This window comes from Streptomyces sp. GbtcB7, from assembly GCF_019091445.1.
Classification (GTDB): domain Bacteria; phylum Actinomycetota; class Actinomycetes; order Streptomycetales; family Streptomycetaceae; genus Streptomyces; species Streptomyces mirabilis.
The window spans coordinates 73,811-92,839 of sequence record NZ_JAGXJM010000041.1; the positions used below are offsets into that span (position 1 = coordinate 73,811).

General features: G+C 69.6%; 23 protein-coding genes and 1 pseudogene. 18 read left to right on the top strand and 6 right to left on the bottom strand.

All coding sequences use genetic code 11. The features are described 5' to 3' along the window. Positions 1–23: 23 nt before the first annotated feature. Both KVT44_RS45120 and KVT44_RS45125 read right to left on the bottom strand, forming a co-directional pair. Entirely contained in the window at positions 24–398 is a 375-nt protein-coding gene (locus KVT44_RS45120; protein ID WP_217573887.1) for a DUF427 domain-containing protein, read from the bottom strand. A 28-nt stretch (positions 399–426) separates the two neighbouring features. Beyond that, entirely contained in the window at positions 427–780 is a 354-nt protein-coding gene (locus KVT44_RS45125; protein ID WP_067385421.1) for a VOC family protein, read from the bottom strand. A gap of 209 nt (positions 781–989) precedes the next feature. Between KVT44_RS45125 and KVT44_RS45130 the strand changes: the two genes are divergently transcribed. The 4 genes from KVT44_RS45130 to KVT44_RS45145 all read left to right on the top strand — a co-directional run bounded on the left by KVT44_RS45130 (position 990) and on the right by KVT44_RS45145 (position 4,243). Further along, complete coding sequence (locus KVT44_RS45130) at positions 990–1,709, top strand: SDR family NAD(P)-dependent oxidoreductase (RefSeq protein WP_190173772.1); 720 nt, start codon at positions 990–992, stop codon at positions 1,707–1,709. Positions 1,710–1,742: 33 nt separating this feature from the next. Continuing rightward, positions 1,743–2,489 (top strand): SDR family NAD(P)-dependent oxidoreductase, encoded by a 747-nt coding sequence (locus KVT44_RS45135; RefSeq protein WP_217573889.1) that lies wholly within the window; start codon positions 1,743–1,745, stop codon positions 2,487–2,489. A 110-nt stretch (positions 2,490–2,599) separates the two neighbouring features. Further along, positions 2,600–3,454, top strand: a complete 855-nt coding sequence (locus tag KVT44_RS45140) for an alpha/beta fold hydrolase (protein ID WP_217573891.1) — start codon at positions 2,600–2,602, stop codon at positions 3,452–3,454. Between the two features lie 180 nt (positions 3,455–3,634). After that, positions 3,635–4,243 (top strand): TetR/AcrR family transcriptional regulator, encoded by a 609-nt coding sequence (locus KVT44_RS45145; protein ID WP_217573893.1) that lies wholly within the window; start codon positions 3,635–3,637, stop codon positions 4,241–4,243. 171 nt (positions 4,244–4,414) lie between these two features. On the opposite strand, the gene KVT44_RS45150 is transcribed toward KVT44_RS45145, so the two are convergent. Continuing rightward, positions 4,415–5,017 carry a TetR/AcrR family transcriptional regulator gene (locus tag KVT44_RS45150; protein WP_217573894.1) on the bottom strand — a complete coding sequence of 201 codons (603 nt, stop codon included), beginning with the start codon at positions 5,015–5,017 and terminating at the stop codon, positions 4,415–4,417. Between the two features lie 175 nt (positions 5,018–5,192). Between KVT44_RS45150 and KVT44_RS45155 the strand changes: the two genes are divergently transcribed. The 8 genes from KVT44_RS45155 (at position 5,193) to KVT44_RS45190 (ending at position 12,002) form a co-directional block, all read left to right on the top strand. Next, positions 5,193–5,594 (top strand): nuclear transport factor 2 family protein, encoded by a 402-nt coding sequence (locus KVT44_RS45155; protein WP_190173775.1) that lies wholly within the window; start codon positions 5,193–5,195, stop codon positions 5,592–5,594. Positions 5,595–5,769: 175 nt separating this feature from the next. Beyond that, entirely contained in the window at positions 5,770–6,498 is a 729-nt protein-coding gene (locus KVT44_RS45160; RefSeq protein WP_217573896.1) for an SDR family NAD(P)-dependent oxidoreductase, read from the top strand. 236 nt (positions 6,499–6,734) lie between these two features. Further along, positions 6,735–7,187 carry a hypothetical protein gene (locus KVT44_RS45165; protein WP_308314288.1) on the top strand — a complete coding sequence of 151 codons (453 nt, stop codon included), beginning with the start codon at positions 6,735–6,737 and terminating at the stop codon, positions 7,185–7,187. 94 nt (positions 7,188–7,281) lie between these two features. Next, positions 7,282–8,304, top strand: a complete 1,023-nt coding sequence (locus KVT44_RS45170) for an LLM class flavin-dependent oxidoreductase (protein WP_217573898.1) — start codon at positions 7,282–7,284, stop codon at positions 8,302–8,304. Positions 8,305–8,478: 174 nt separating this feature from the next. Further along, the gene (locus tag KVT44_RS45175) at positions 8,479–9,993 is read left to right on the top strand and encodes a hypothetical protein (protein WP_217573899.1); all 1,515 of its coding nucleotides are present in this window, start codon (positions 8,479–8,481) and stop codon (positions 9,991–9,993) included. 107 nt (positions 9,994–10,100) lie between these two features. Beyond that, positions 10,101–10,574: a carboxymuconolactone decarboxylase family protein gene (locus tag KVT44_RS45180; RefSeq protein ID WP_217573900.1), complete on the top strand. Its 474-nt coding sequence runs from the start codon at positions 10,101–10,103 to the stop codon at positions 10,572–10,574. A 40-nt stretch (positions 10,575–10,614) separates the two neighbouring features. Continuing rightward, on the top strand, positions 10,615–10,998 hold the full coding sequence (locus KVT44_RS45185; protein ID WP_217573901.1) for a DoxX family protein: 384 nt from the start codon (positions 10,615–10,617) through the stop codon (positions 10,996–10,998). An 80-nt stretch (positions 10,999–11,078) separates the two neighbouring features. Continuing rightward, positions 11,079–12,002 carry an RNA polymerase sigma-70 factor gene (locus tag KVT44_RS45190; RefSeq protein ID WP_217573903.1) on the top strand — a complete coding sequence of 308 codons (924 nt, stop codon included), beginning with the start codon at positions 11,079–11,081 and terminating at the stop codon, positions 12,000–12,002. 311 nt (positions 12,003–12,313) lie between these two features. On the opposite strand, the gene KVT44_RS45195 is transcribed toward KVT44_RS45190, so the two are convergent. Then, positions 12,314–13,048, bottom strand: a complete 735-nt coding sequence (locus KVT44_RS45195; RefSeq protein WP_168515920.1) for a DUF1345 domain-containing protein — start codon at positions 13,046–13,048, stop codon at positions 12,314–12,316. 340 nt (positions 13,049–13,388) lie between these two features. Here KVT44_RS45195 and KVT44_RS60790 point away from each other — a divergent pair, with 340 nt between their 5' ends. The 3 genes from KVT44_RS60790 to KVT44_RS45205 are packed head-to-tail and all read left to right on the top strand — an operon-like array spanning position 13,389 to position 14,855. Further along, positions 13,389–13,940 (top strand): helix-turn-helix domain-containing protein, encoded by a 552-nt coding sequence (locus tag KVT44_RS60790; RefSeq protein WP_368857607.1) that lies wholly within the window; start codon positions 13,389–13,391, stop codon positions 13,938–13,940. Further along, positions 13,937–14,596, top strand: coding sequence for a hypothetical protein (locus KVT44_RS60795; RefSeq protein WP_308314290.1), 660 nt, complete (start codon positions 13,937–13,939; stop codon positions 14,594–14,596). The genes KVT44_RS60790 and KVT44_RS60795 overlap by 4 nt, the downstream gene beginning before the upstream one ends. 49 nt (positions 14,597–14,645) lie before the next feature. After that, positions 14,646–14,855, top strand: coding sequence for a hypothetical protein (locus tag KVT44_RS45205; RefSeq protein WP_217573905.1), 210 nt, complete (start codon positions 14,646–14,648; stop codon positions 14,853–14,855). Positions 14,856–15,352: 497 nt separating this feature from the next. Here the strand turns inward: KVT44_RS45205 and KVT44_RS45210 are convergent, their stop codons facing one another. Continuing rightward, on the bottom strand, positions 15,353–16,192 hold the full coding sequence (locus KVT44_RS45210; RefSeq protein WP_190173782.1) for a class I SAM-dependent methyltransferase: 840 nt from the start codon (positions 16,190–16,192) through the stop codon (positions 15,353–15,355). 89 nt (positions 16,193–16,281) lie between these two features. Here KVT44_RS45210 and KVT44_RS45215 point away from each other — a divergent pair, with 89 nt between their 5' ends. The 3 genes and pseudogenes from KVT44_RS45215 to KVT44_RS45225 all read left to right on the top strand — a co-directional run bounded on the left by KVT44_RS45215 (position 16,282) and on the right by KVT44_RS45225 (position 17,755). After that, positions 16,282–16,602, top strand: a complete 321-nt coding sequence (locus KVT44_RS45215) for a hypothetical protein (RefSeq protein WP_217573907.1) — start codon at positions 16,282–16,284, stop codon at positions 16,600–16,602. Between the two features lie 262 nt (positions 16,603–16,864). Then, positions 16,865–17,439: pseudogene (locus KVT44_RS45220) on the top strand (transcriptional regulator). Between the two features lie 145 nt (positions 17,440–17,584). Next, positions 17,585–17,755, top strand: coding sequence for a hypothetical protein (locus KVT44_RS45225; protein WP_054229772.1), 171 nt, complete (start codon positions 17,585–17,587; stop codon positions 17,753–17,755). Between the two features lie 183 nt (positions 17,756–17,938). On the opposite strand, the gene KVT44_RS45230 is transcribed toward KVT44_RS45225, so the two are convergent. Continuing rightward, positions 17,939–19,029, bottom strand: a 1,091-nt coding sequence (locus KVT44_RS45230; protein WP_254650764.1) for a transposase, incomplete at its 5' end; no start/stop codon positions are given.

Here is a 19,029-nt window from a genome sequence, read left to right on the forward strand (position 1 = left end):
CCCGCAGCCTCCTTCCTCGACTGTCAGGCCCCGACGACGACGTCCACCTGGTCGGTGTAGAAGGCGACGTGGCCGGCGATGGCTGCGACAGAGCCGTACGGCTCGCGGTAGGACCACACCGCGTCGGCCGGCCCGCCTTCGGCCAGGGCGATGCTGTAGTACGACGCGTCGCCCTTGTACGGGCAGTACGTCTGGGTGGCGCTGTCCATGAGCAGCGTCTGGTCGACATCGTCGAGCGGGATGTACCGGACCGGCGGGTAGTTCGCCTCGCGCAGCGTCAGGGCCCTGGTGGTGTCGGCGACGACGTGTGTGCCGACGCGGGCCACCACGCGCACGCCGGTGGGCTCGATGGTGATCGGGTGGTCGGGCCCGGGGATCTTGGGTTCCCGTGTCGGCATGGTCTTGTTCCTCTCCTCTGTGGGTGGTTCAGCCGGCGATGAGGTCGAACTCGTTGCCCTCGACGTCGGCGAAGGTGGTCCACCGGGCGCCGCCCCTCTCGACTTCGTTGAGCTTCGTCGCCCCGAGCGCGAGCAGGCGCTCGGTCTCACCTTCGTAGTCGCCGGTGATCAGATCCGGGTGGAACCGGTTCTTGGTGCTCTTGGCCTCGGGAACCTTGTGGAAAGCCAGCCGCGGTCCGTTGCCGGGATCACCGGCCTCCACGACGGCGTCGTGCTCGTCGGCCCCGTCGGCGACCTTGCGGTCCAGGGCCGCGGCCCAGAACCGCGCGGCGCGTGCGGCGTCATGGGCGTCGAAGGACGCGCCGAAGAAGGTCATGCTCATGCGCTACTCCCACTTCTATCAACTGATTAGACCAGTCTGTCTTCCTGGCGCTTCAACCGTAGACACCACCTTCTAGCAGTGTCAAACCTCCATCCGAGAGGGAAAAAGCAGGGGATCAGCCACCCTGGAGTTGACGAGACTAGACAGGTCTGTTTAGCTGGATTTCGAAACCAGACAGACCGGTCTAACTATTAGGAGGAGGTGTGATCATGGCCGAGACACGTACAGCCCTGGTGACCGGCGCGACGTCCGGTATCGGCCGGGCCGCTGCGAAGAAGCTCGCCCGGGACGGATTCAAGGTCCTGGTCCACGGACGCGACGCCGACCGCGGAGCCGCAGTGGTCAAGGCGATCGAGGGCCTCGGTGGCCGGGCCGAATTCCTCGCCGCCGACCTCACCGACGTCGCCGCCATCAAGCAGCTGGCGGATGCGGCCAAGGACGTCGAGGTCCTCGTCAACAACGCCGGGTTCTCCTGGTTCGGCCCCACCGCCGACCTGGAGCCCGACACATTCGACGCGCTCTTCGACGCCAACGTGCGCAGCGCCTACTACCTCACGGCCGCGATCGCGCCGGCGATGGCCGAGCGCGGCCGGGGCACCGTGATCAACCTGGGCAGCATGGCCGGGCAGATCGGCCTGGCAGGCGGCGCCGCCTACAGCGCCACCAAGGCCGCGCTCGCCTCGCTGACCCGCTCCTGGGCCGCCGAGTACAGCCCGCGGGGTGTGCGGATCAACACCATCGCCCCCGGACCGGCCTACACCGGCGGCTCCTCCAGGGAGAACCTCACGGCCCTGGGCAAGACCACGCTCCTGGCCCGCACGGCGGAGGCCGAGGAGATCGCCGACGTCATCGCGTTCCTGGCCTCGCCGGCCGCCGGCTACATCACCGGCGCCGTCATCCCCGCCGACGGCGGACGCACCGCCGTCTGACCCACACCCCAGCTACAGAAACCGAGCAAGACAATGGACAACCCTGTCGTATTGATCACCGGTGCCCTCACCGGCATCGGCCGCGCCGCCGCCGTCGCCTTCGCCAAGCAGGGCGCGAACGTGGTCGTCACCGGACGCCGCGATGAGGCCGGCAAGACCCTGGTCGAGGAACTGCGCGCGGCCGGCTCGTGGGCCGAGTTCATCAACGCCGACGTCCGCGACGAGGACGACGTGCGCGCCATGGTCGACGAGACCGTCGCCCGGTTCGGCCGTCTCGATGTCGCGGTGAACAACGCCGGCACCGAAGGCCGGCCCAGCCCGATCACCGACCAGAGCGCGGAAACGTACAACGCGACGTTCGACACGAACGTCCTCGGTGTGCTCCTGAGCATGAAGCACCAGGTCCGCGTCATGCAGGAACAGGGCAGCGGCAGCATCGTCAACATCTCCTCGACCTACGGGCACGAGGGCGCCGCGGGGGCCTCCGTCTACGTCGGCAGCAAGCACGCCGTCGAAGGCATCACCAAGTCGGTGGCCCTGGAGGTCGCCGGCTCGGGAATCCGGGTCAACGGCGTGGCCCCGGGCCCCACGGACACCGGCATGCTGACCCGTTTCACCGGCACACCGGAGAACAAGGCGGCCCTGGTGAGCGAGGTTCCGCTGGCTCGCCTGGGCCTCTCGGAGGAGGTCGCCGCCGCCATCGTGTTCATCGCGTCGCAGGAGGCCTCCTACATCACCGGCCACGTCCTCAACGTCGACGGCGGCCACACCGCCAACTGACGCGTCCGGGTGCGGAGTTCCTCCTCCGCACCCGGACAGCGGACGCACGGCTGTCGAAACCGCCGTCCGCCCCCCCAACACGGAACGCTGGTTCAAGGAGAAGCGCCCCCATGGCCGACCACACCCACGACACCGCCCCGACCCAGTTCGTCGAGGCCGGCGGCATCCGTTTCGCCTACCGGCGCTTCGGCGACGCGGCCACGGACCGGACCCCGGTCGTGTTCTTCCAGCACTTCATCGGCAACCTGGACGACCACGACCCGGCGATCAGCGACGGCTTCGCCGCCGACCGCGAGGTCATCCTGTTCAACAACACGGGAGTCGCCTCCACCAGCGGCGTCGTCCCGGACACCATCGAGCAGATGGCCACCGACGCCGGGACGTTCATCGACGCCCTCGGGCTGTCGCGCGTGGACCTGGTCGGCCACTCCATGGGCGGCCTGGTCGCCCAGCAGGTCGCCCTCCAGCGCCCCGACCTGTCCCGCAAGCTGGTCCTGGTCGGTACCGGCCCGCGCGGCGGCGTAGGCATCGGCGAGACGCCGGCGGAGACCGCCGCACTGTTCACCGTCAAGCTGCCCCGGCAGGAAGACATGTGGCTGCCGGTCCTGTTCGCTCCCACCGGGACCAGCCAGAAGCTGGGCCGCGAATACGTCGAGCGGATCGTGGCCCGCAAGGACCGCGACGCCTCCCCGTTCGGCGAGCAGGTCTACGCCGGCCAGGGCACCGCCATCCACACCTACGGCACCACGAAGGACCCCGCGTACTCGATCCTGAAGAACATCACGATCCCCGTTTTGGTGGTCAACGGCACCGACGACATCATCATCCCGACGATCAACTCGTACATCCTCCAGCAGTTCCTGCCGGACGCCGAGCTGATCATCTACCCGGACGCCAACCACGGAGCCCACTTCCAGTACCCCGACCGGTTCGTGACCCACACCAAGCTCTTCCTCGACCGCTAGGAGCACGACGACCAGACAGCCGGGCCCGGCGGGCAGGGGCGGTCACCGCGCTGCGGTGACCGGCCCTGCCCGCCGATCGGGAAGACAGGTCTGTCTGGTCTTGTTATGCAGGCTGGGACCCGGATGAGCCCCTGGACGGAGCCGTAGACTGGACCGTCAGTCCGAAGAAGGGAGCGTCCCGTGCCGAGCAAGGTCACTACCGCCTCGAAGCCGTCCGCGCGTGAGCGTCTGCTGGCCGCCGCCGACGAGCTGTTCTACAGCGAAGGCGTCCAGACCGTCGGCATCGACCGCATCGTGCAGAAGGCCGGCGTCGCCAAGGCATCGCTCTACAACCTGTTCGGCAGCAAGGAAGAACTGGTCCAGGCCTACCTGGATGCCCGGCACGCCGACACCCGCGCGCAGGTCGAACGCGCCCTGACCCGGTTCCGGACACCACGCGAGCGGCTGCTGGGCGTCTTCGACGCGCAGGGCCAGCTGTTCACCGAGCCCGGCTTCAACGGCTGTGCACACATGACGGCCAGCGCAGAGACGCAGCCGGGCAGCCCCGTCGAGGGCGCCGCGGACCGGTACCGACTGTGGGTCAGGACCCTCTTTACGGATCTGGCACGGGAGGCCGGCGTCGCCGACCCCGAAGACCTGGCGAGGCAGCTGCACCTTCTGTACGACGGCGCCGGGGTGTCGGCGCGGATGGACAGGGACCCGTCCGCGGCGACGACCGCCCGCGCGGCAGCCGCGGCGCTGTTCGATGCGGCGGTCAAAGACAAGGAACTGGTCGACGCCGGGCGGTGATCCGGTGAGACGCCGAAGCCCCCGCTGAGGACCAGATCGGGGGGCTCCCTGAGGGGGCCCCCGATCCCGAAACGCTGGGCGGTGGAAGCACCGACGGATGGCTGACGTCCACCGCGGCCCGGCCTTCACGGATGAAACACCGAGAGAAGACCACACCACCTCTCACGGCCCTTACGCGGTACTGGTGCGGCTGCGCAGGTCGGTGCGCGCGCTGTCGAGGATTTCGTCGGCGAGGGCGGGGTCGGCGTCGGCGACGGCGCGTGACAGCAGCAGGGCACCGGCCATCTCGCTGAACAGTGCGATGGCCCGCGCTCGCCGCTCGCCTTCGTCGAGTCCGGGTGTCTGGACGATCTGCGTGAAACGGTCGAGGTTCGCCGCCAGGCCCTTCGCGTAACGCTCGCGGGCGGCCGGGTCCAGTCGGCGGGCGTCGCCGGCGAAGCCCGTGTTGGGGCAGCCGTGCTCGATGTCGGCGCGGTGTTCGGGCGACAGGTACCAGTCGATCTGTTCTGCGAGCGGGTCGCTTCCGCGGGCCTGGGATGCCGTGATGGCTCCGTCGAGGTTGCCGAACCCGTCCGCCATGGCCTTGGTGAGGACCGCGTCGACGAGCGCGTCCTTCGAGGCGAAGTGGTTGTAGAAGCCGCCGCGCGTCAATCCGGCCGCGCCCATCAGTTCGACGAGGCCGACGGCATCGACGCCGCGCTCACGGAACAGGCCGTCCGCGGCGGCGACGATCGCTTCTCGGTTCTCTGCTGCTTGCTGCTTCGAGACGCCCACTGTCTCCTCCCGGCCCAGCTCTTGGGAGGACTGTAGCGAGCCGGACCGAAGATCTCAATGTCGATCGTCATTGACATCGTCGTGCGGCGGGCGTAGAAACAATGTCGATTGACATTGTGGTGCGATGGGGTCCATCGGTTGCATGGGGTCCATCGGATATCTCGTGGAGGCCGACATGACTGCACCCGAACAGAACAAGGCACTGGTGCTGAAGGCGTTCGACACGCTGTTCAACCAGCGCGACTACGGCGCCGCCGAAGACTTCTGGTCCGAGCACTACATCCAGCACAGCGCGCACATCGCACCAGGACGCGCGGGACTGTTCGACCTGATCCGCTCCCAGCCCGACACGCTGCGCTACGAGCACCAGCTCGTGCTCGCCGAAGGCGACCATGTCATGCTCCACGGCCGCTTCACCGGCAACGGCAGCCCCGCCGCCTTGGTGGCGGCCGACGTGGTGCGCGTCGAGAACGGCAAACTCGCCGAGCACTGGGACGTCCTGCAGGACGAGGCGACCCGCACCGAGTCCGTCAGCGGCCTGCCGATGTTCGGCGACCAGTTCCCGCCCGAACGCTGACCGGCACCGCCGCACGGACGAATCCATGACGGCCGGCACATCGGCCATTTCTTTGGGCGTGGATGTATGGGCTCGACCTGATCTTTCCGAATTGAGATGATTTTGATATCCAGGGCTCCGGGGCGAACCCGGGTCGTCCGGCCGATCACATTTACCAATATCGGGAGCAGTGGCCATGGGAAAGTTGCAGGGAAAAGTAGCGGTCATTACCGGCGGCACCACGGGGATCGGGCTGGCCACGGCAAAGCTCTTCGTCAGAGAGGGCGCCTACGTCTTCATCACGGGCCGCCGTCAGAAAGAACTCGATGAGAGCGTGAAGGAAATCGGTCGCAACGTATCCGGCGTCCAGGGCGACGTCGCCGAACTGGCCGACCTTGACCGCCTCTACGAGACCGTCAAGGCGAAGGGACGGTTCGATATCCTTTTCTCCAACGCGGGCCTGGGTGAGTTCGCATCGCTGGAAGACGTCACGGAAGAACATTTCGACAAAATTTTCGACATCAACGTGAAGGGCGCACTCTTCACGGTGCAAAAGGCCCTGCCGCTCTTGAATGACGGTGCCTCTATCATTCTCACGGGCTCCGTTGCGAGCGTCAAGGGAACCCCCGCATTCTCGGTCTACGGCGCGAGCAAGGCCGCCATCCGAAATTTCGTTCGGGGATGGACGGTAGAACTGAAGGACCGCCGTATCCGGTCCAACGTCCTCAGCCCTGGCCCGATCGAAACGCCGCTTGTGGCGACACAACCTCAAGACGCCATCGCGAAAATTGCCTCCACCATTCCGATGGGCCGCATGGGGGAACCCGACGAAGTTGCCAAGGCGGCGCTTTTTCTGGCCTCGGATGACTCCAGCTTCGTCACGGGAATCGAACTGTTCGTCGATGGCGGCAGAGCGCAAATCTGACCCCCACATCAGCTCCGCTCTCAATGACCGGGATCCAGACGAGTACCTGTCGAGTCGCGCAGGCGGCCGCCGTCGGCGGCCCGTTCGGTGTCGTCGAGCGCGAGGTGCCACTGCCGGGCCCCGGCCACGTACGGGTGGCCGATCGCCGGGCGGCCCCTGCCGACAGGGCGACTCCGCCGTGTACGAGAACCTGAAGGTCCCCGGATTGGTCCTACGACGGGGGCTACGCCGAAACGGTGATCGCACCGAACGACGCTCCGGCCCGCATCCCCGACGCGCCGGCAGCGACCGATGCGGCACCTCCTGGCCCGTACGCGGCCGTGACGGGCCTCGAGACCGTTGCCATCGCCCGCGGAGCCGGCGAGGCCGATCTCGCCAGGCAACTCGGCGCCCACCACTGCATCCACAGCACGGCCGGCACCCCGCTCGGGGACGCGCCGCAGTCCCTCGGCGGCGACAAGGCCGTTTCCGGCCGCCGCCGCCCACTCCGACGCCATCACCGCAGGCCGCGGACGGGCTGCGGCCGCCCCGGCGGCACCGCGCCGGACACCCAGGACACCACGGCGTTCAGCGCCCTGCGCGGGATTCGCCCGACGACCGAAATCGTGCCGCTGGACCGGACCGAGGAGGCACACCGACAGACGCACTCCGGCGCCGCGCGCCTCCGGCTGGTGCTCACCACCCGCTGACGCTGCTCGTGACGATCGGACACCTGCCCAGCTCAGAGCCCAAGGCATGAGCTCGGGAAACGGGAATTTCCTTCCTGCCCAAGGAGCCTGACCGATGGACATCTCTTGTCAGTTCGCCACATCCCTGCATTCCCCCGAACACATCGCCGCCGCCGAGCAGCTCGGCTACCACCGCGCCTGGCTCCATGACACCCCCGCCCAGAGCCCCGACGTCTGGGCGATGCTGGCGACAGCCGCCGAACGCACCCACCGCATCGGCCTCGCCCCCGGCGTCCTCGTCCCGACACTGCGCCATCCCATGGTCAACGCCTCCGGTGCCGCCACCCTGGCCGCCCTCGCACCCGGCCGAGTGGCCCTCGCCTTCGGCACCGGCTTCAACGGCACACGCGCCCTCGGCGCACCTCCGGCCACCTGGTCCTACCTCAGCACCTACGTCCGGACGGTACGCGGTCTGCTGCGCGGTGACACCGTGGAATGGGAGGGCGCCCCCATGCGCATGATGCATCCCGGCACGAACGCACCGCAGCGGCCCCTCGACATCCCGGTGCTGGTATCCGCGCTCGGTCCCAAAGGCCTCGCTGCCACCCATGAGATCGCTGACGGCCTCTTCAGCGTCAACGGCGAAACCGCCCACGCCCACGAGTTCGCCTGGGCCGCACTGGGCATCCACGGCACCGTCCTGGGCGAGGACGAACCACTCAACTCCCCCCGCGTCCGTGCCGCCGCGGGCCCCGGCAACGCTCTGGCCTACCACGCCGCCTACGAATTCGGCGGCGACCCCACCGCCCTGCCCGGCGGACGAGCCTGGCTCGACGCCGTCAGCGCCCACCCCCGCACCGAACGCCACTTGGCCGTGCACGACCAGCACCTCGTCGGCCTCAACGCGGCCGACGACGCCGCCTGGAACGCGGGAAGTTGGCAGGCGATCACCGCCACCACCGTCACCGCAACCCCCGACCGCATCCGCGACACGCTCAGCGCCTACGCCCAAGACGGCATCACCGAAATCGTCTACCAGCCCACCGGCCCCGACATCCCCGGCGAACTGGAACGCTTCATCGCCATCGCCGGCGACGTACAGCTGAAGTCTTCGACGCCGCAGCAGGCGTCCAGGTGACAAAGGAAGCGACAAGCCTCTGAACCACGAGGCCGGACGGGATCCCGCCCGCAGCACCGGCCGCTCCTGCCCAGCGCCTTTGCCCCCAAGCCGATTCGGCCAGTCGGTTCGCCAAGTCCGTTCACCCCGGGCCGTGTTGGGGGGACGCCGGAGGCCGATGGCATAGTGCCCCGCATGCCGATACGGACCGCACACCCACAAAAGGGCAGGTGGTGGGGAGCCCTCGTCGCACTCCTCGTCGCACTTGTCCTCACGCCCGCCGCGCCTGCCGGGTTCGCCCTCGCCGCCGGGTCCGGTGAGACCGGGCTGCGGTTCGAGGCCCCCGGGACGTTCGTCATGTACAACGCCGACGAGGGCGCGAAGGCCGAGAACGGCGCCTTCGTCCTGCCGGTCGCCGTCGTGCCCGGGAACACCGGACCGGCCCGCAACATCAAGGTCGTGGTGGACGCGTCGGGTCTGGCCGGGGTGGCCCGCGTGGACAAAGGCAGCGGCAACAACTGCACCGGCGGAGGCTGGGTGTGGACATGCGAGTACGGCACCCTGGACAACGACGGGGAGAGCATGCCGCCCTTCACCCTCCACGGCGTGGACGGGACGGAACCGGGCGACAGCGGGACGGTCACGTACACCGCGAGCGCGGACAACACGGCCTCCGTCACCGGCACCACCCGCATGATCGTCGGGGGGCCCACGCTGTACGGGCCCGAGGAGCCGGGGAAGATGACCGGGGTGAAGCCGGGGAAGCCCGCGTCGCTGACACCGAGGTTCTCCAACCCCAGCCGGTTCTCCACACAGCGCGGCATCGCCCTGCGGATCACCGCACAGGGCGGCCTGGTGCTGACGGCCCGTCCCCGCAACTGCTCCTACAACCCGACGTTCACCGACGCCTGGTGCACGTTCCCGGCGAAGGCCGCCCCGCGCACCGCGTACCGCACGAGCTCGCCCCTCACCTTCACCGCCGCCCCCGAGGAACTGACCGGCACGCTGGAGTACTCCTGGTCGTCCGACCCGCGGCGGCCCGCCGAACTCACGGTGCGCGGCACGGGCGCCCCGCTCGCGCTGACCAGGACGCCCGAAGGGGGCATCCACGACGGCACCGGCACGGTCACCGTCGTGGAGACCACCGTGCAGGCCGACTACACGGCGGTCACCGGGACCGTGCGGGGCCGGGTCGGCGACACGGTGAGCGTGACGCTCGGGGTGCGCGGCCTGGGCCCCGGCAGGCCGGCGGACGAGAGGGGCCGCTTCGAGGTGGTCCCGCCGGAGGGCACCACGGTCACCTCCATCCCCTACACCTTCGAGGACACGGACGGGAAGTGGGCGTGCGCGCGGCCCAAGAAGCCGGGCGGGGCCTTCGTCTGCGATCTCGACAGCGACGTGTTGTGGCCGGGGGACGACGGGACGACCAGCGTGGTCTTCCGCTTCCGCATCGACCGGCAGGTGCCCGGCGCCCACGGCACCGTCCGCACGTACAACCCCTACGACCGCACGCCCGGCAACGACACCGCCCGCATCCCGCTGGAGGCGTCACCGGCTCCGCCGTACCGGGCGGTCGTGCGGCCCGCGGTGCTGATCCCGGCGGTGCTGGCCGCCGTGGCGGTCGCGGCCGCAGGGGTCGCGCACCGCCGTCGCCGCCGGGCCGTCGCCGTCCCCGGAAGCTCCGCGGACGGCGAACGCTCCGGCAGCTGACAGGCGCCGGCACAGGGGAGACGCGGGTCACAGCGCGCCATGTCACAGGAGGCCGGGCTACCTCGTCTCAGGGGATGTAGCCACCGACGGCCCCAGAGGAGCACAGCATGGACGCGCGACTGAACTACTTCGCCGACCCGACCGCCGGAAAGGCCCTCAAGTACTTCATGTCGGCAGGCAAGGCGCTCAAGGACTCGCCCCTGTCGGCCGCGACGCAGGAGCTGGTGGCACTGCGCGTGAGCCAGATCAACGGATGCGCCGCCTGCATCGACATGCACACCAAGGAGGCCGCCGCTGCCGGCGAGACCCCGGTACGCCTCAACCTGGTCGCGGCGTGGCGTGAGGCCACGGTCTTCACCGAGGCCGAGCGTGCCGCGCTGGAGCTGGCGGAGGAGGGGACCCGGGTCGCGGACGCGGCCCGTGGGGTCGGCGACGAGGCGTGGGCGCATGCCGCCAAGCACTATGACGAGGACCAGCTCACCGCCCTGGTGGTCCTCGTCTCCTTCATGAACGCGGTGAACCGGCTGAACATCATCACCCGGCAGCCGGCCGGCAACTACGAGGCGGGGCAGTTCCACTGAGCGGTGGAGGGGAGATGCCGGGCAACAGGAGGGTGACCTCATGAACCTCGCACTGTGGATCGGTGCCGGACTGCTGGCCGTGGTGGCCCTGACCGGCGGCATCAGCAAGACGTTCGTGCCCAGGGAGAAACTGGCCGCGGTCCAGGGCGGGGGATGGACCGAAGACGCCGGCGCCGGTTTCGTCAAGACCCTCGGTGTCCTCGAGCTCCTGGCCGCGATGGGCCTGATCCTGCCCGCTGCGGTCGGCATCGCACCGGTTCTGGCGCCGGTGACCGCCGTGTGCTGGGTCTTGCTGATGGCCGGTGCGATGATCACCCACGGCCGGCGCGGCGAATCCCTGTATGTGGTGCTGAACCTGATGTATCTCGTGCTTGCGGCATTCGTGGCATGGGGCCGCTTCGGCCCCGAGTCTTTCAACGGCTGACCAGTGCCACAGTGCACCAGAAGATGCCTGCGCCGACGGGCGCGGCCGGATGCGGGGCGTTCGAGGGAAGGGGGGTCGGCGTGAGCAAGGTCGAGGAGTTCGAGGAGCTGCGGCCGCTGCTGTTTTCGATCGCCTACCGGATTCTGGGCAGCGTGGGCGAGGCCGAGGACGCGGTGCAGGAGACATGGCTGCGTTTTGACGGCTCGTCGACCCGGCCCACGTCGACCAAGGCCTTCCTGTCGGCCGCGGTCACACGGATCTCCATCGACGTGCTGCGCTCCGCACGGGTGCGGCGGGAGGAGTACGTGGGTCCGTGGTTTCCCGAGCCGCTGCTGAGCGATCCGTATCAGGATCCGGCACAGGCGGTGGAGCTGGCCGACTCGGTGTCGATGGCGGCGCTGCTGCTGCTGGAGCGGCTCAGCCCGCTGGAGCGGGCGGTGTTCGTGCTGCGGGAGGTCTTCGCCTTCGAGTTCGACGAGGTCGCCGCGGCGGTGGGGCGTTCGGAGGCGGCATGCCGGCAGCTGCTGGTGCGGGCGCGGCGGCACATGGAGGCCGGGCGGCCGCGGTTCGAAGCGGACCGGCAGGAGCGGCACGAGCTGGCGACGCGGTTCTTCGACGCGCTGAAGAGCGGTGATGTGGACGGGCTGCGGGATCTGCTGGCTGCCGACGTGCAACTGGTCGGGGACGGCGGCGGCAAGGCCCCGCAGCTGGCCAAGGCCGTCATGGGCGCGCGGAACGTGGCCCGGGTGCTGGGCACGGTCTTCCCCTTGATGAGCCGGATCGACGTGACGTTCGAGCCGCACGAGGTCAACGGCCAGCCCGGCGCGATCTTCCGGGACCGGGACGGCAAGGTGCTCCACACCCTGGCCCTGGACGTGCTCGACGGGCAGATCCAGACCATCCGCACGGTGATCAATCCCGACAAGCTCGGCCACCTCGGGCCGGTCGCCGACGCCTGGGCCGTCGACCGCGAGGTGAAGCAGGCCCGCCGACAGATGAACTGACCCCGGTGCGTGGAGCGGACCGGCTCGTCCGCCGGCAGCTCATGCCAGCGGCCACAGGGCGGTTCCCGTCCGCCCTTCGGGCAGACGGCGGGAAGGTGACGACAGGCCCTGGCCGATGCGGACGAACGTGACCGTGACGGGGGACTGCTCCAGGCCGGTGTTGCCGACGCTGAACCGGTGGCTGTTCCGCTCATCCGCCTAAAGCGATCACCCCCGTGGCGTGCCCGGATCGCCCCGAACCATGGCGCGCGCCCCCTGTACGGCACACACGCACCGGCCGCCACCCGCCCGCACACGGCCACGCGGCCCGGTCACTTGAGGATGTTGACGGCCCGGGCGACCACCAGCACCACCGTCACCAAGGAGACCGAGGACTGCAGCATCATCAGCATCTTGGCCCACCGCGACAGCGGCATCACGTCGGTCGGGCTGAAGGCGGTGGAGTTGGTGAACGACAGATACAGGTAGTCCAGGAACGCCGGCTCCCAGTCCGGCGGCGCGGTCTGCGGGCTCTGCATCTGTACGAAGAGGAAGTCGGCGTACTGACTCTGGCCGCGGACCCGCGCCATCGGCCCGCCGCGGTCCCACTCCCAGTACCACAGGGCGAACACGATGACGTTCGTCAGCCAGATACCGCCGCCGGTCAGCAGCAGCGGCCCGGCCTCCGTCGCCTCGGTGCCGTTGACCAGACCCGCCACCAGCCGGACCGCCGACCAGCCGTTGGCCAGACTGATCACACCGGTCAGAGCCAGCCCCCACCACCGCAGCCACCGGGTGCGGGGTTCGACCCGCCGGGGATTCGCCGCGATCAGACCGGCCAGCAGCACCAACTCCAGGGCCGGCAAAGCCCAGTACGGATGGAAGGCGAGCCGGTGCGGCAGCATCCACTGCAGCGCGACCGCCACTAGGATCACCGCGGTCACCGCCCAGCGCGGCTCACCCCGCGTCGCCCGCCGCCACGCGGGCGCCACCTCACGCTCACCGCTCTCCAGCAGCCGCTCGATCCGCGCCAGGCGGCTCTCGGCATCACCCGTACCGTCACTCATGGCGACGATTGTCCTCGGCGACCTCCGCCCCTTCGAACGGGCACCGATAGACTTGGCGCCGATGCCGACCAGCCCCACCAGTAGGCATCGCCACCAGCACAAGGACACATGTTGCCGTCTCTGACGCACCCCCTGCGGACCAGCACCGACCGCGGCTGCTCCTGGACGGTCACCGCCACCGAGGCCGACGACACTGGTATCGCGCACCGGGGCCCGGGAGCGGCATGAACGACTTCGAGGCGATCGACCAACTGCTCGCGGCGCCGCCGAACCCGCCCCCCTCCCGCCGGCCGAGCAGCGGCGGGCCCTGCGCGCGGCCCTCGGTCTCTCGCGCGCCGAAGTGGCCCGCGCCCTCGGCGTGAGCCCGTCCACGGTCGCCGGCTGGGAATCCGGCCGCGACCCCAGCGGTGAGACCCGCGAGAAGTACGCCTACTTCCTCAAGGGCGCCGACGCGAAGATCAGCACCCAAGACTCCACCGCCCAAGACTCCACCGCCTCCGAGCCGGCACCCACCGCCTCCGAGCCGGCACCCGCCGACCCGCACCACGAAGAGCAGGGCGAACTCACCGGCCCCCGGCACGCCGCTGGTGCCCGTCGGCCGCCGCGCCCAGAGCGCCGCCCAGATCCCGGACCTGATCGGCGACGCCGTGAGCGCCGCACTCGCGAAGCACGGCGGCGACCTGGAAGCGGCCACCGCGGCCCTGCTCAGGCGCGCCATCCCGGACGCGATGGCGCTGCTGGACACCACCCGCAAAGGCGGCCGTTACGACATCGTGGCGCACCCCTGGATCCCGGACGTCCTGCGCAAGCAGTCCGCCCGTGGCGCGGACGAGATCTGGGAGGCGCCCGACATGGACCCGGCCCGAACTCCCCGCGGGACGGCACGAGGTGACGGCGCTCGACATCAACGGCGCCTATCTCTCCGCACTCAAGACCCACCTGCCGATCGGCCGGCTGGAACACACCACCGGCCTCCCGCACGACCGCCGCCGCGCCGGAGTCCACCTGATCACACCCCCGGCATGGGAGCACGAGCACACGCTCCCCAACCCCCTGGGCAGCAGGGACGAACCAGGCCCCCTGTGGGTCACCGAACCCACCCTGCGCCTGCTGCTGCGCCTGTCCTCCCCGAAGTACGGGCTGTGCGACCCGCCCCGGATCCACGAGTCGTTCACCTCCGGCGCGACGGAGAACCTCCTGGAGAAGTTCCGCATCGCCCTCGAGGACGCCAGGGACAGGGCGATCGACACCGGCGACGAGGTGACCCTGGAATACGTCAAGGCGATGTACTCCAAGTTCGTCTCGACGATGGGGGAGTCGAACTACAACCGCGAGCTGTACCGCCCCGACTGGATGCACCTCATCCGCTCACAGGCCTTCGCGAACCTCTGGACCAAGGCGTTCAAGGCGTTCGAGGAGGGCCTCACCCTCGTCCGTGCGATGGGCACCGACGAGCTCCACGTGATCGGCGACTGGCGCGCGGTCTTCCCGGAGGGACGCGGCGTTTCCGAAGTGAAGATCAAGGACACGTACGTCATCGGCTCCTAGTACTACAGCCGGTGGTTCACGTGACGACGGTCGGCTCGTTGGGCCGTTCGTGGGACTGACGCTGCCGCCGGGGGCGGTTGGAACGAGTGAGCTGGACGAGGGCGAGATCCGGGCGCTGGAGGGGGAGTTGGAGGTGCTGTGCGCCTCGGTCGACGACGTCTTCGCGCGTCCGGCGTCGCGGGGAAACCTGCGGGCGATGGTGCGCGGGCTGCTGAGCGAGGTACCGCGGAACTGGTGGTCGAGTTGCGGAGCGAGCTGACTGCCGCCCGCGTCGAGTTGGCCCAGGCTCGGACCCGGATTGCGGACCTTGAGGTCCGGCTGGGCCAGAACTCCGCCTTCTCGTCTGGGCCTCGGTCCTGCTGCTCGTAGCCACGGGTGCCACCGGGGCCCTCGCCCAGGAGAGGGCACACACGCCTCCTGGGTCGGCGGCGTCCATGCTGTCGTCGGCGTGGTCATCCTTGGCCTGGTCACCTGGATCGACGTCCACACCAGAAGCGGGAAGGCTCGTGAGAGGTGAAAGGCCCCGCACGCCAACGACCTCCCCGACTCCGACGATCACACCGGCCCGAAATGGATGGCGGGGTGCTCCACCCTGTGGTGTGAGGCTCGTAAAGTCATCGCTGCAGGTGAGCAGGGGTGGCCGTGGTTGTCGGTGGTGGCTGGGATGCTGTCGTGATGATCGTGTCGCTGCTGTACCGCGCCGCCCGCGCGCTGCTGTCGCAGCTCTCCAGTGCCGTGCGCGGACGTGCGCCGTGCTCAGCGGCGTGCCGCGGAGATCAGGCCGCCGTGCCTCGGCGGCTGCTCCTCGGGCGCCGTGACCGGGCGTCCGTACGCCGCCGCGCGTTCACGCACGGTGTACGCGCTGGCGTCCCACCCGAGACCGGCCAGCCAGGCGACCGGGTCGGGCGGCATCTCGGAGACCCACATCGACGCCGCAGTGCCGGTGTCCTGCGCGAAGCGCTCGACGACACCGGGTTGACCCAGCGTCAGGCCCATCCGGCTGCCGGTCGCCGACAGCTCCCCCACCTGCCCGAGCAGGCGTTCGACCGCATCCTGCGGCAGGTAGATCAGCAGGCCCTCGGCGATCCACACCGTGGGTAGCGCCGGATCGTGCCCGGCAGCGGCCAGGGCACCGGTCCAGTCCTCGCGTAGGTCGACCGGTACGGTGATCCGCTCGCAGCGCGGCTCGGCCCGCTCGGCCCGGAGCACCGACTCCTTGAAGCCCAGCGGCTCCGCCGTGTCGATCTCGAACAGGCGGGTCCCCGACGGCCAGTCGAGCCGGTAGGCCCGGCTGTCCATGCCGGCGCCGAGCAGGACCACCTGTCGGCAGCCCGCGTCGGCCGCGTCGCGCAGCAGCTCGTCGAGGAAGCGGGTGCGGACCACGATCGAGAACGCGACCGCGCCCCAGCGCCGCCGGGCCGCGTCGTCCACGGGCGCTCGCGGCGGCTCCCCGTCCACCGGCAGGCCGCCGGCGGCGGCAAATGCCTCCGCGAGCGGGTCCAGGAACAAGGGGTTCTCGCGCCGGGTCTCGCGTGCCCGCACCCGGGCGACCCCGACGGCCGTGGCCCAGACCCCGGACGGCTTCGCTGTCGTCATGACTCTCCCCTCGTCAACGAGGCGGCTTCTCGCCCGGCTCCGTAGATCCCTGACGGCCGAGCCCTGACCACGGACTGTACTTCGCCGCCTTGAGGACCGCCGACGCCGCCCGCGCCACGGGTGTAGAGGGGGTCGCCGACCGGGTCAAGACCGGGGAGCTCAAGGCGTTGCGGGCGGCGGTCCGCGACGGAGTGGTGGCCACCGCCGCGTGCGACAACAACCCGGCCGAGCAGACGATCAGGATAGCGAAACTGCGGATCAAGGTCTCCGGAAGCCGGCGGACCCTGCTCGGCGCCCAGGACTTCGCGGCGATCCGGACCTACCTGGCCACCACCGACCGCCACGGCCAGAACATGCTCGATGTCCTCGGCCAGGCCATGCGCAGCAGACCCTGGACGCCCACCGCCTGATCTCCACCGGTCCCACCGGTCCCACCGATCAGGCATGCCCCCGAACACGGGCAGCTATCCAGTCACCCGTGCCCGAGCCGCACGCGCTCACTCACCGTGAAACCACCGGCTGTAGTACTAGAAGAACCATTCCGGACCACTAATGCCGGAATTCACCAAAGCCCACTGGCCGCCCCCCCCGGATCCTGTATACGTGACTCACCCTGAAATGCGGGACGATGAGGCTCCGTCAAGTCGGCTGCCGGGAAAGCGAGGAGACGAAATGCCGGAAAGGAATAACGATTTCGGCAAATTCGGCGCTCGCGGCATCAAGGGCCACGAGGCCGTGGCCCGGCAACTCGACGTGCTCGCAGGGTTCGTCGCCACCCGGTCACCGCCCGGCGTGGCCTCCTCGCCCGGCTCCACTACCTCACCCGCTCGGAGCGTGCCCGCGCCGCGGCCCGGGAGGCCGGTCTGACGGTCACCGACCGGACGCTGAAGGCCTGGCTGGACGGCAGGCGGAGTCCCTCCAGGAAGAACCTGCGGAACATCGAGAGCGCGTACCTGCAGGTGCGCCGGCGCAATGTCGCGCGTTACCTGCTCGGCCGTCTCAACCGGGAAGGCCGCGGGACCCGCGTGGAGTTCCACCCGCTCAACCAGTCCCAGGTCACCAGGCCCCACCACTGCGTCGTCGAGTTCCGCACCCTCAACGTCCGTCACTGGGACCGCATCGTCGAGGCCTGGGCCGCCGCCGACGACCAGGCCCTCGACGACGCCTGGATCAACGAGGCCGTCGTGGACCTCGGTTCCCAGTGGGGCCAGTACGAATACGTCACCACCATCGGCTTCGCAGCCTGACCCGCAGGTCTACAGGCCCGCCTGCCGGACGGGTGAAGGATTCGGGGCGGTACCGCATTCCCGCACCGAAGGATAAGAAACCCATAAACTTCGGGTGCATGGCGGGGTGTTGCCGGGGAACTCGCTGCATCGGAGGTTGATAACTATGGTTCCCCTGCTTCTCGTTCTTCTGCTTGCCCTGGTTCTCTTCGGTGCCGGTTTCGCGCTGAAGGCTCTGTGGATCGTGGCCGTGATCGTGCTGGCCGTGTGGCTGCTCGGTTTCGTCATGCGGTCCGCCGGAACCGGCGGCAGCCGTGGCCGTTGGTACCGCTGGTAGCGAACGGCAGCCCCCCCCGTGCGGGGCGGTCCCAGGCGTTGACGTCCGGGGCCGCCCCGCACGCATGTGACTCTTGCGTCACCTTCTCAGCTGCCACCTTCTCGGCCGTGAACGGCCGAGCTTGTATGGCTCAGCGTTGTTCACGCCTTGTCGCGCTCCCGACTGTCCCCTACGACGGGACGGTCACGGGTCGCATCTCCCGCCTTCCGGCTGCACCGGTGGCGGGACGGGCATGGTGACGAATACCCACGCCGAGCGTGCACGGTCGCGCACGTTGACCCCGGCGACGGCATCGGCGGGCCCAGCGAGGCCGTACCGACGACAACAGAAACGGTCCCGGGTGGGCCGGTTGGCCCGCTCCGTGTGCCCGCAGCGCGGGCAGCGCTGCGAGGTGTAGGCCGGATCCACTTCCAGGAACGGCACCCCGGCCCTGCGGGCCTTGTAGGCGAGGTGCTGTCCGAGTTGGTGGAACGGCCAGGAGGAGAGCGTGGCCCGCTGGTCGCGGCGTAGCCGTACCCGCTCGCGGATCCCGTCCAATTCCTCGACGGCGATCCCTCGACCGGTGCGTTGCGCGACGGACACGATCTCCTTGGAGATCACATGATTCACGTGGGTGGCATGGCGCTGTTCCTTGCACGTGCGGCGGGAAAGCCGCCGCCGGGCGGAACGGGTCTTCTTCTTCTGCAGTTCACCGCGTTTGCGGGCCTGCCACCTGCGGTAGCGCGACAGGCGGCGGCCCTGGTAGTTGGTCCCGTCAGACGTGGTCGCAAGGTTGGCGATGCCGCGGTCCACCCCGATCCAGTCCACCGGCTCGAACATCTCGGCGCCGGGGATCTCGCAGGTCGCGATCAGGAACCACTTCCCGCCCCGCTGGATGAGGTCACTCTCGCCGCGCCGGTACTGGACCAGGGTCTTGAGCTGGTCAGGGTGGCCGGTGTAGCGGATCCCCTTCATCCGCCCGTCCACGGTCCAGATGGAGACGGTGCGCGCGTCGTGCTGCCATGACAGGCAGCGGTCGTCGAACGGCTGGGCCGCCTCCGGCCGGAAGACGATCGGCGTACTGAGCGCCTTGCGGCACCGCCGGGATGTCGAGGGCCCCAGATTCCCGGCGCGCAGGTTGGCCCGCAGGGTGGCGTATGCGTCGACCACCTTCTTCACCGCCCGCACGGCCGGCTGCGCGGACAGCCCGAAGGCTGTCTTCAGGTCCGCGTACACCTCCTTCTGCAGACCGTTGCGGTCCCTCACGCCTCGGTTGAAGGCGACGGTGGAGGCAT

What these genes read in the sequence shown, in the direction of transcription:
- KVT44_RS45185 (WP_217573901.1), top strand. Translation starts at nt 10,615, where the DNA reads ATGAACCTCGCACTGTGGATCGGTGCCGGACTGCTGGCCGTGGTGGCC.
- KVT44_RS45135 (WP_217573889.1), top strand. Translation starts at nt 1,743, where the DNA reads ATGGACAACCCTGTCGTATTGATCACCGGTGCCCTCACCGGCATCGGC.
- KVT44_RS45125 (WP_067385421.1), bottom strand. Translation starts at nt 780, where the DNA reads ATGAGCATGACCTTCTTCGGCGCGTCCTTCGACGCCCATGACGCCGCA.
- KVT44_RS45130 (WP_190173772.1), top strand. Translation starts at nt 990, where the DNA reads ATGGCCGAGACACGTACAGCCCTGGTGACCGGCGCGACGTCCGGTATC.
- KVT44_RS45160 (WP_217573896.1), top strand. Translation starts at nt 5,770, where the DNA reads ATGGGAAAGTTGCAGGGAAAAGTAGCGGTCATTACCGGCGGCACCACG.
- KVT44_RS45210 (WP_190173782.1), bottom strand. Translation starts at nt 16,192, where the DNA reads ATGACGACAGCGAAGCCGTCCGGGGTCTGGGCCACGGCCGTCGGGGTC.
- KVT44_RS45225 (WP_054229772.1), top strand. Translation starts at nt 17,585, where the DNA reads ATGGTTCCCCTGCTTCTCGTTCTTCTGCTTGCCCTGGTTCTCTTCGGT.
- KVT44_RS45140 (WP_217573891.1), top strand. Translation starts at nt 2,600, where the DNA reads ATGGCCGACCACACCCACGACACCGCCCCGACCCAGTTCGTCGAGGCC.
- KVT44_RS45120 (WP_217573887.1), bottom strand. Translation starts at nt 398, where the DNA reads ATGCCGACACGGGAACCCAAGATCCCCGGGCCCGACCACCCGATCACC.
- KVT44_RS45195 (WP_168515920.1), bottom strand. Translation starts at nt 13,048, where the DNA reads ATGAGTGACGGTACGGGTGATGCCGAGAGCCGCCTGGCGCGGATCGAG.
- KVT44_RS45180 (WP_217573900.1), top strand. Translation starts at nt 10,101, where the DNA reads ATGGACGCGCGACTGAACTACTTCGCCGACCCGACCGCCGGAAAGGCC.
- KVT44_RS45170 (WP_217573898.1), top strand. Translation starts at nt 7,282, where the DNA reads ATGGACATCTCTTGTCAGTTCGCCACATCCCTGCATTCCCCCGAACAC.
- KVT44_RS45155 (WP_190173775.1), top strand. Translation starts at nt 5,193, where the DNA reads ATGACTGCACCCGAACAGAACAAGGCACTGGTGCTGAAGGCGTTCGAC.
- KVT44_RS45175 (WP_217573899.1), top strand. Translation starts at nt 8,479, where the DNA reads ATGCCGATACGGACCGCACACCCACAAAAGGGCAGGTGGTGGGGAGCC.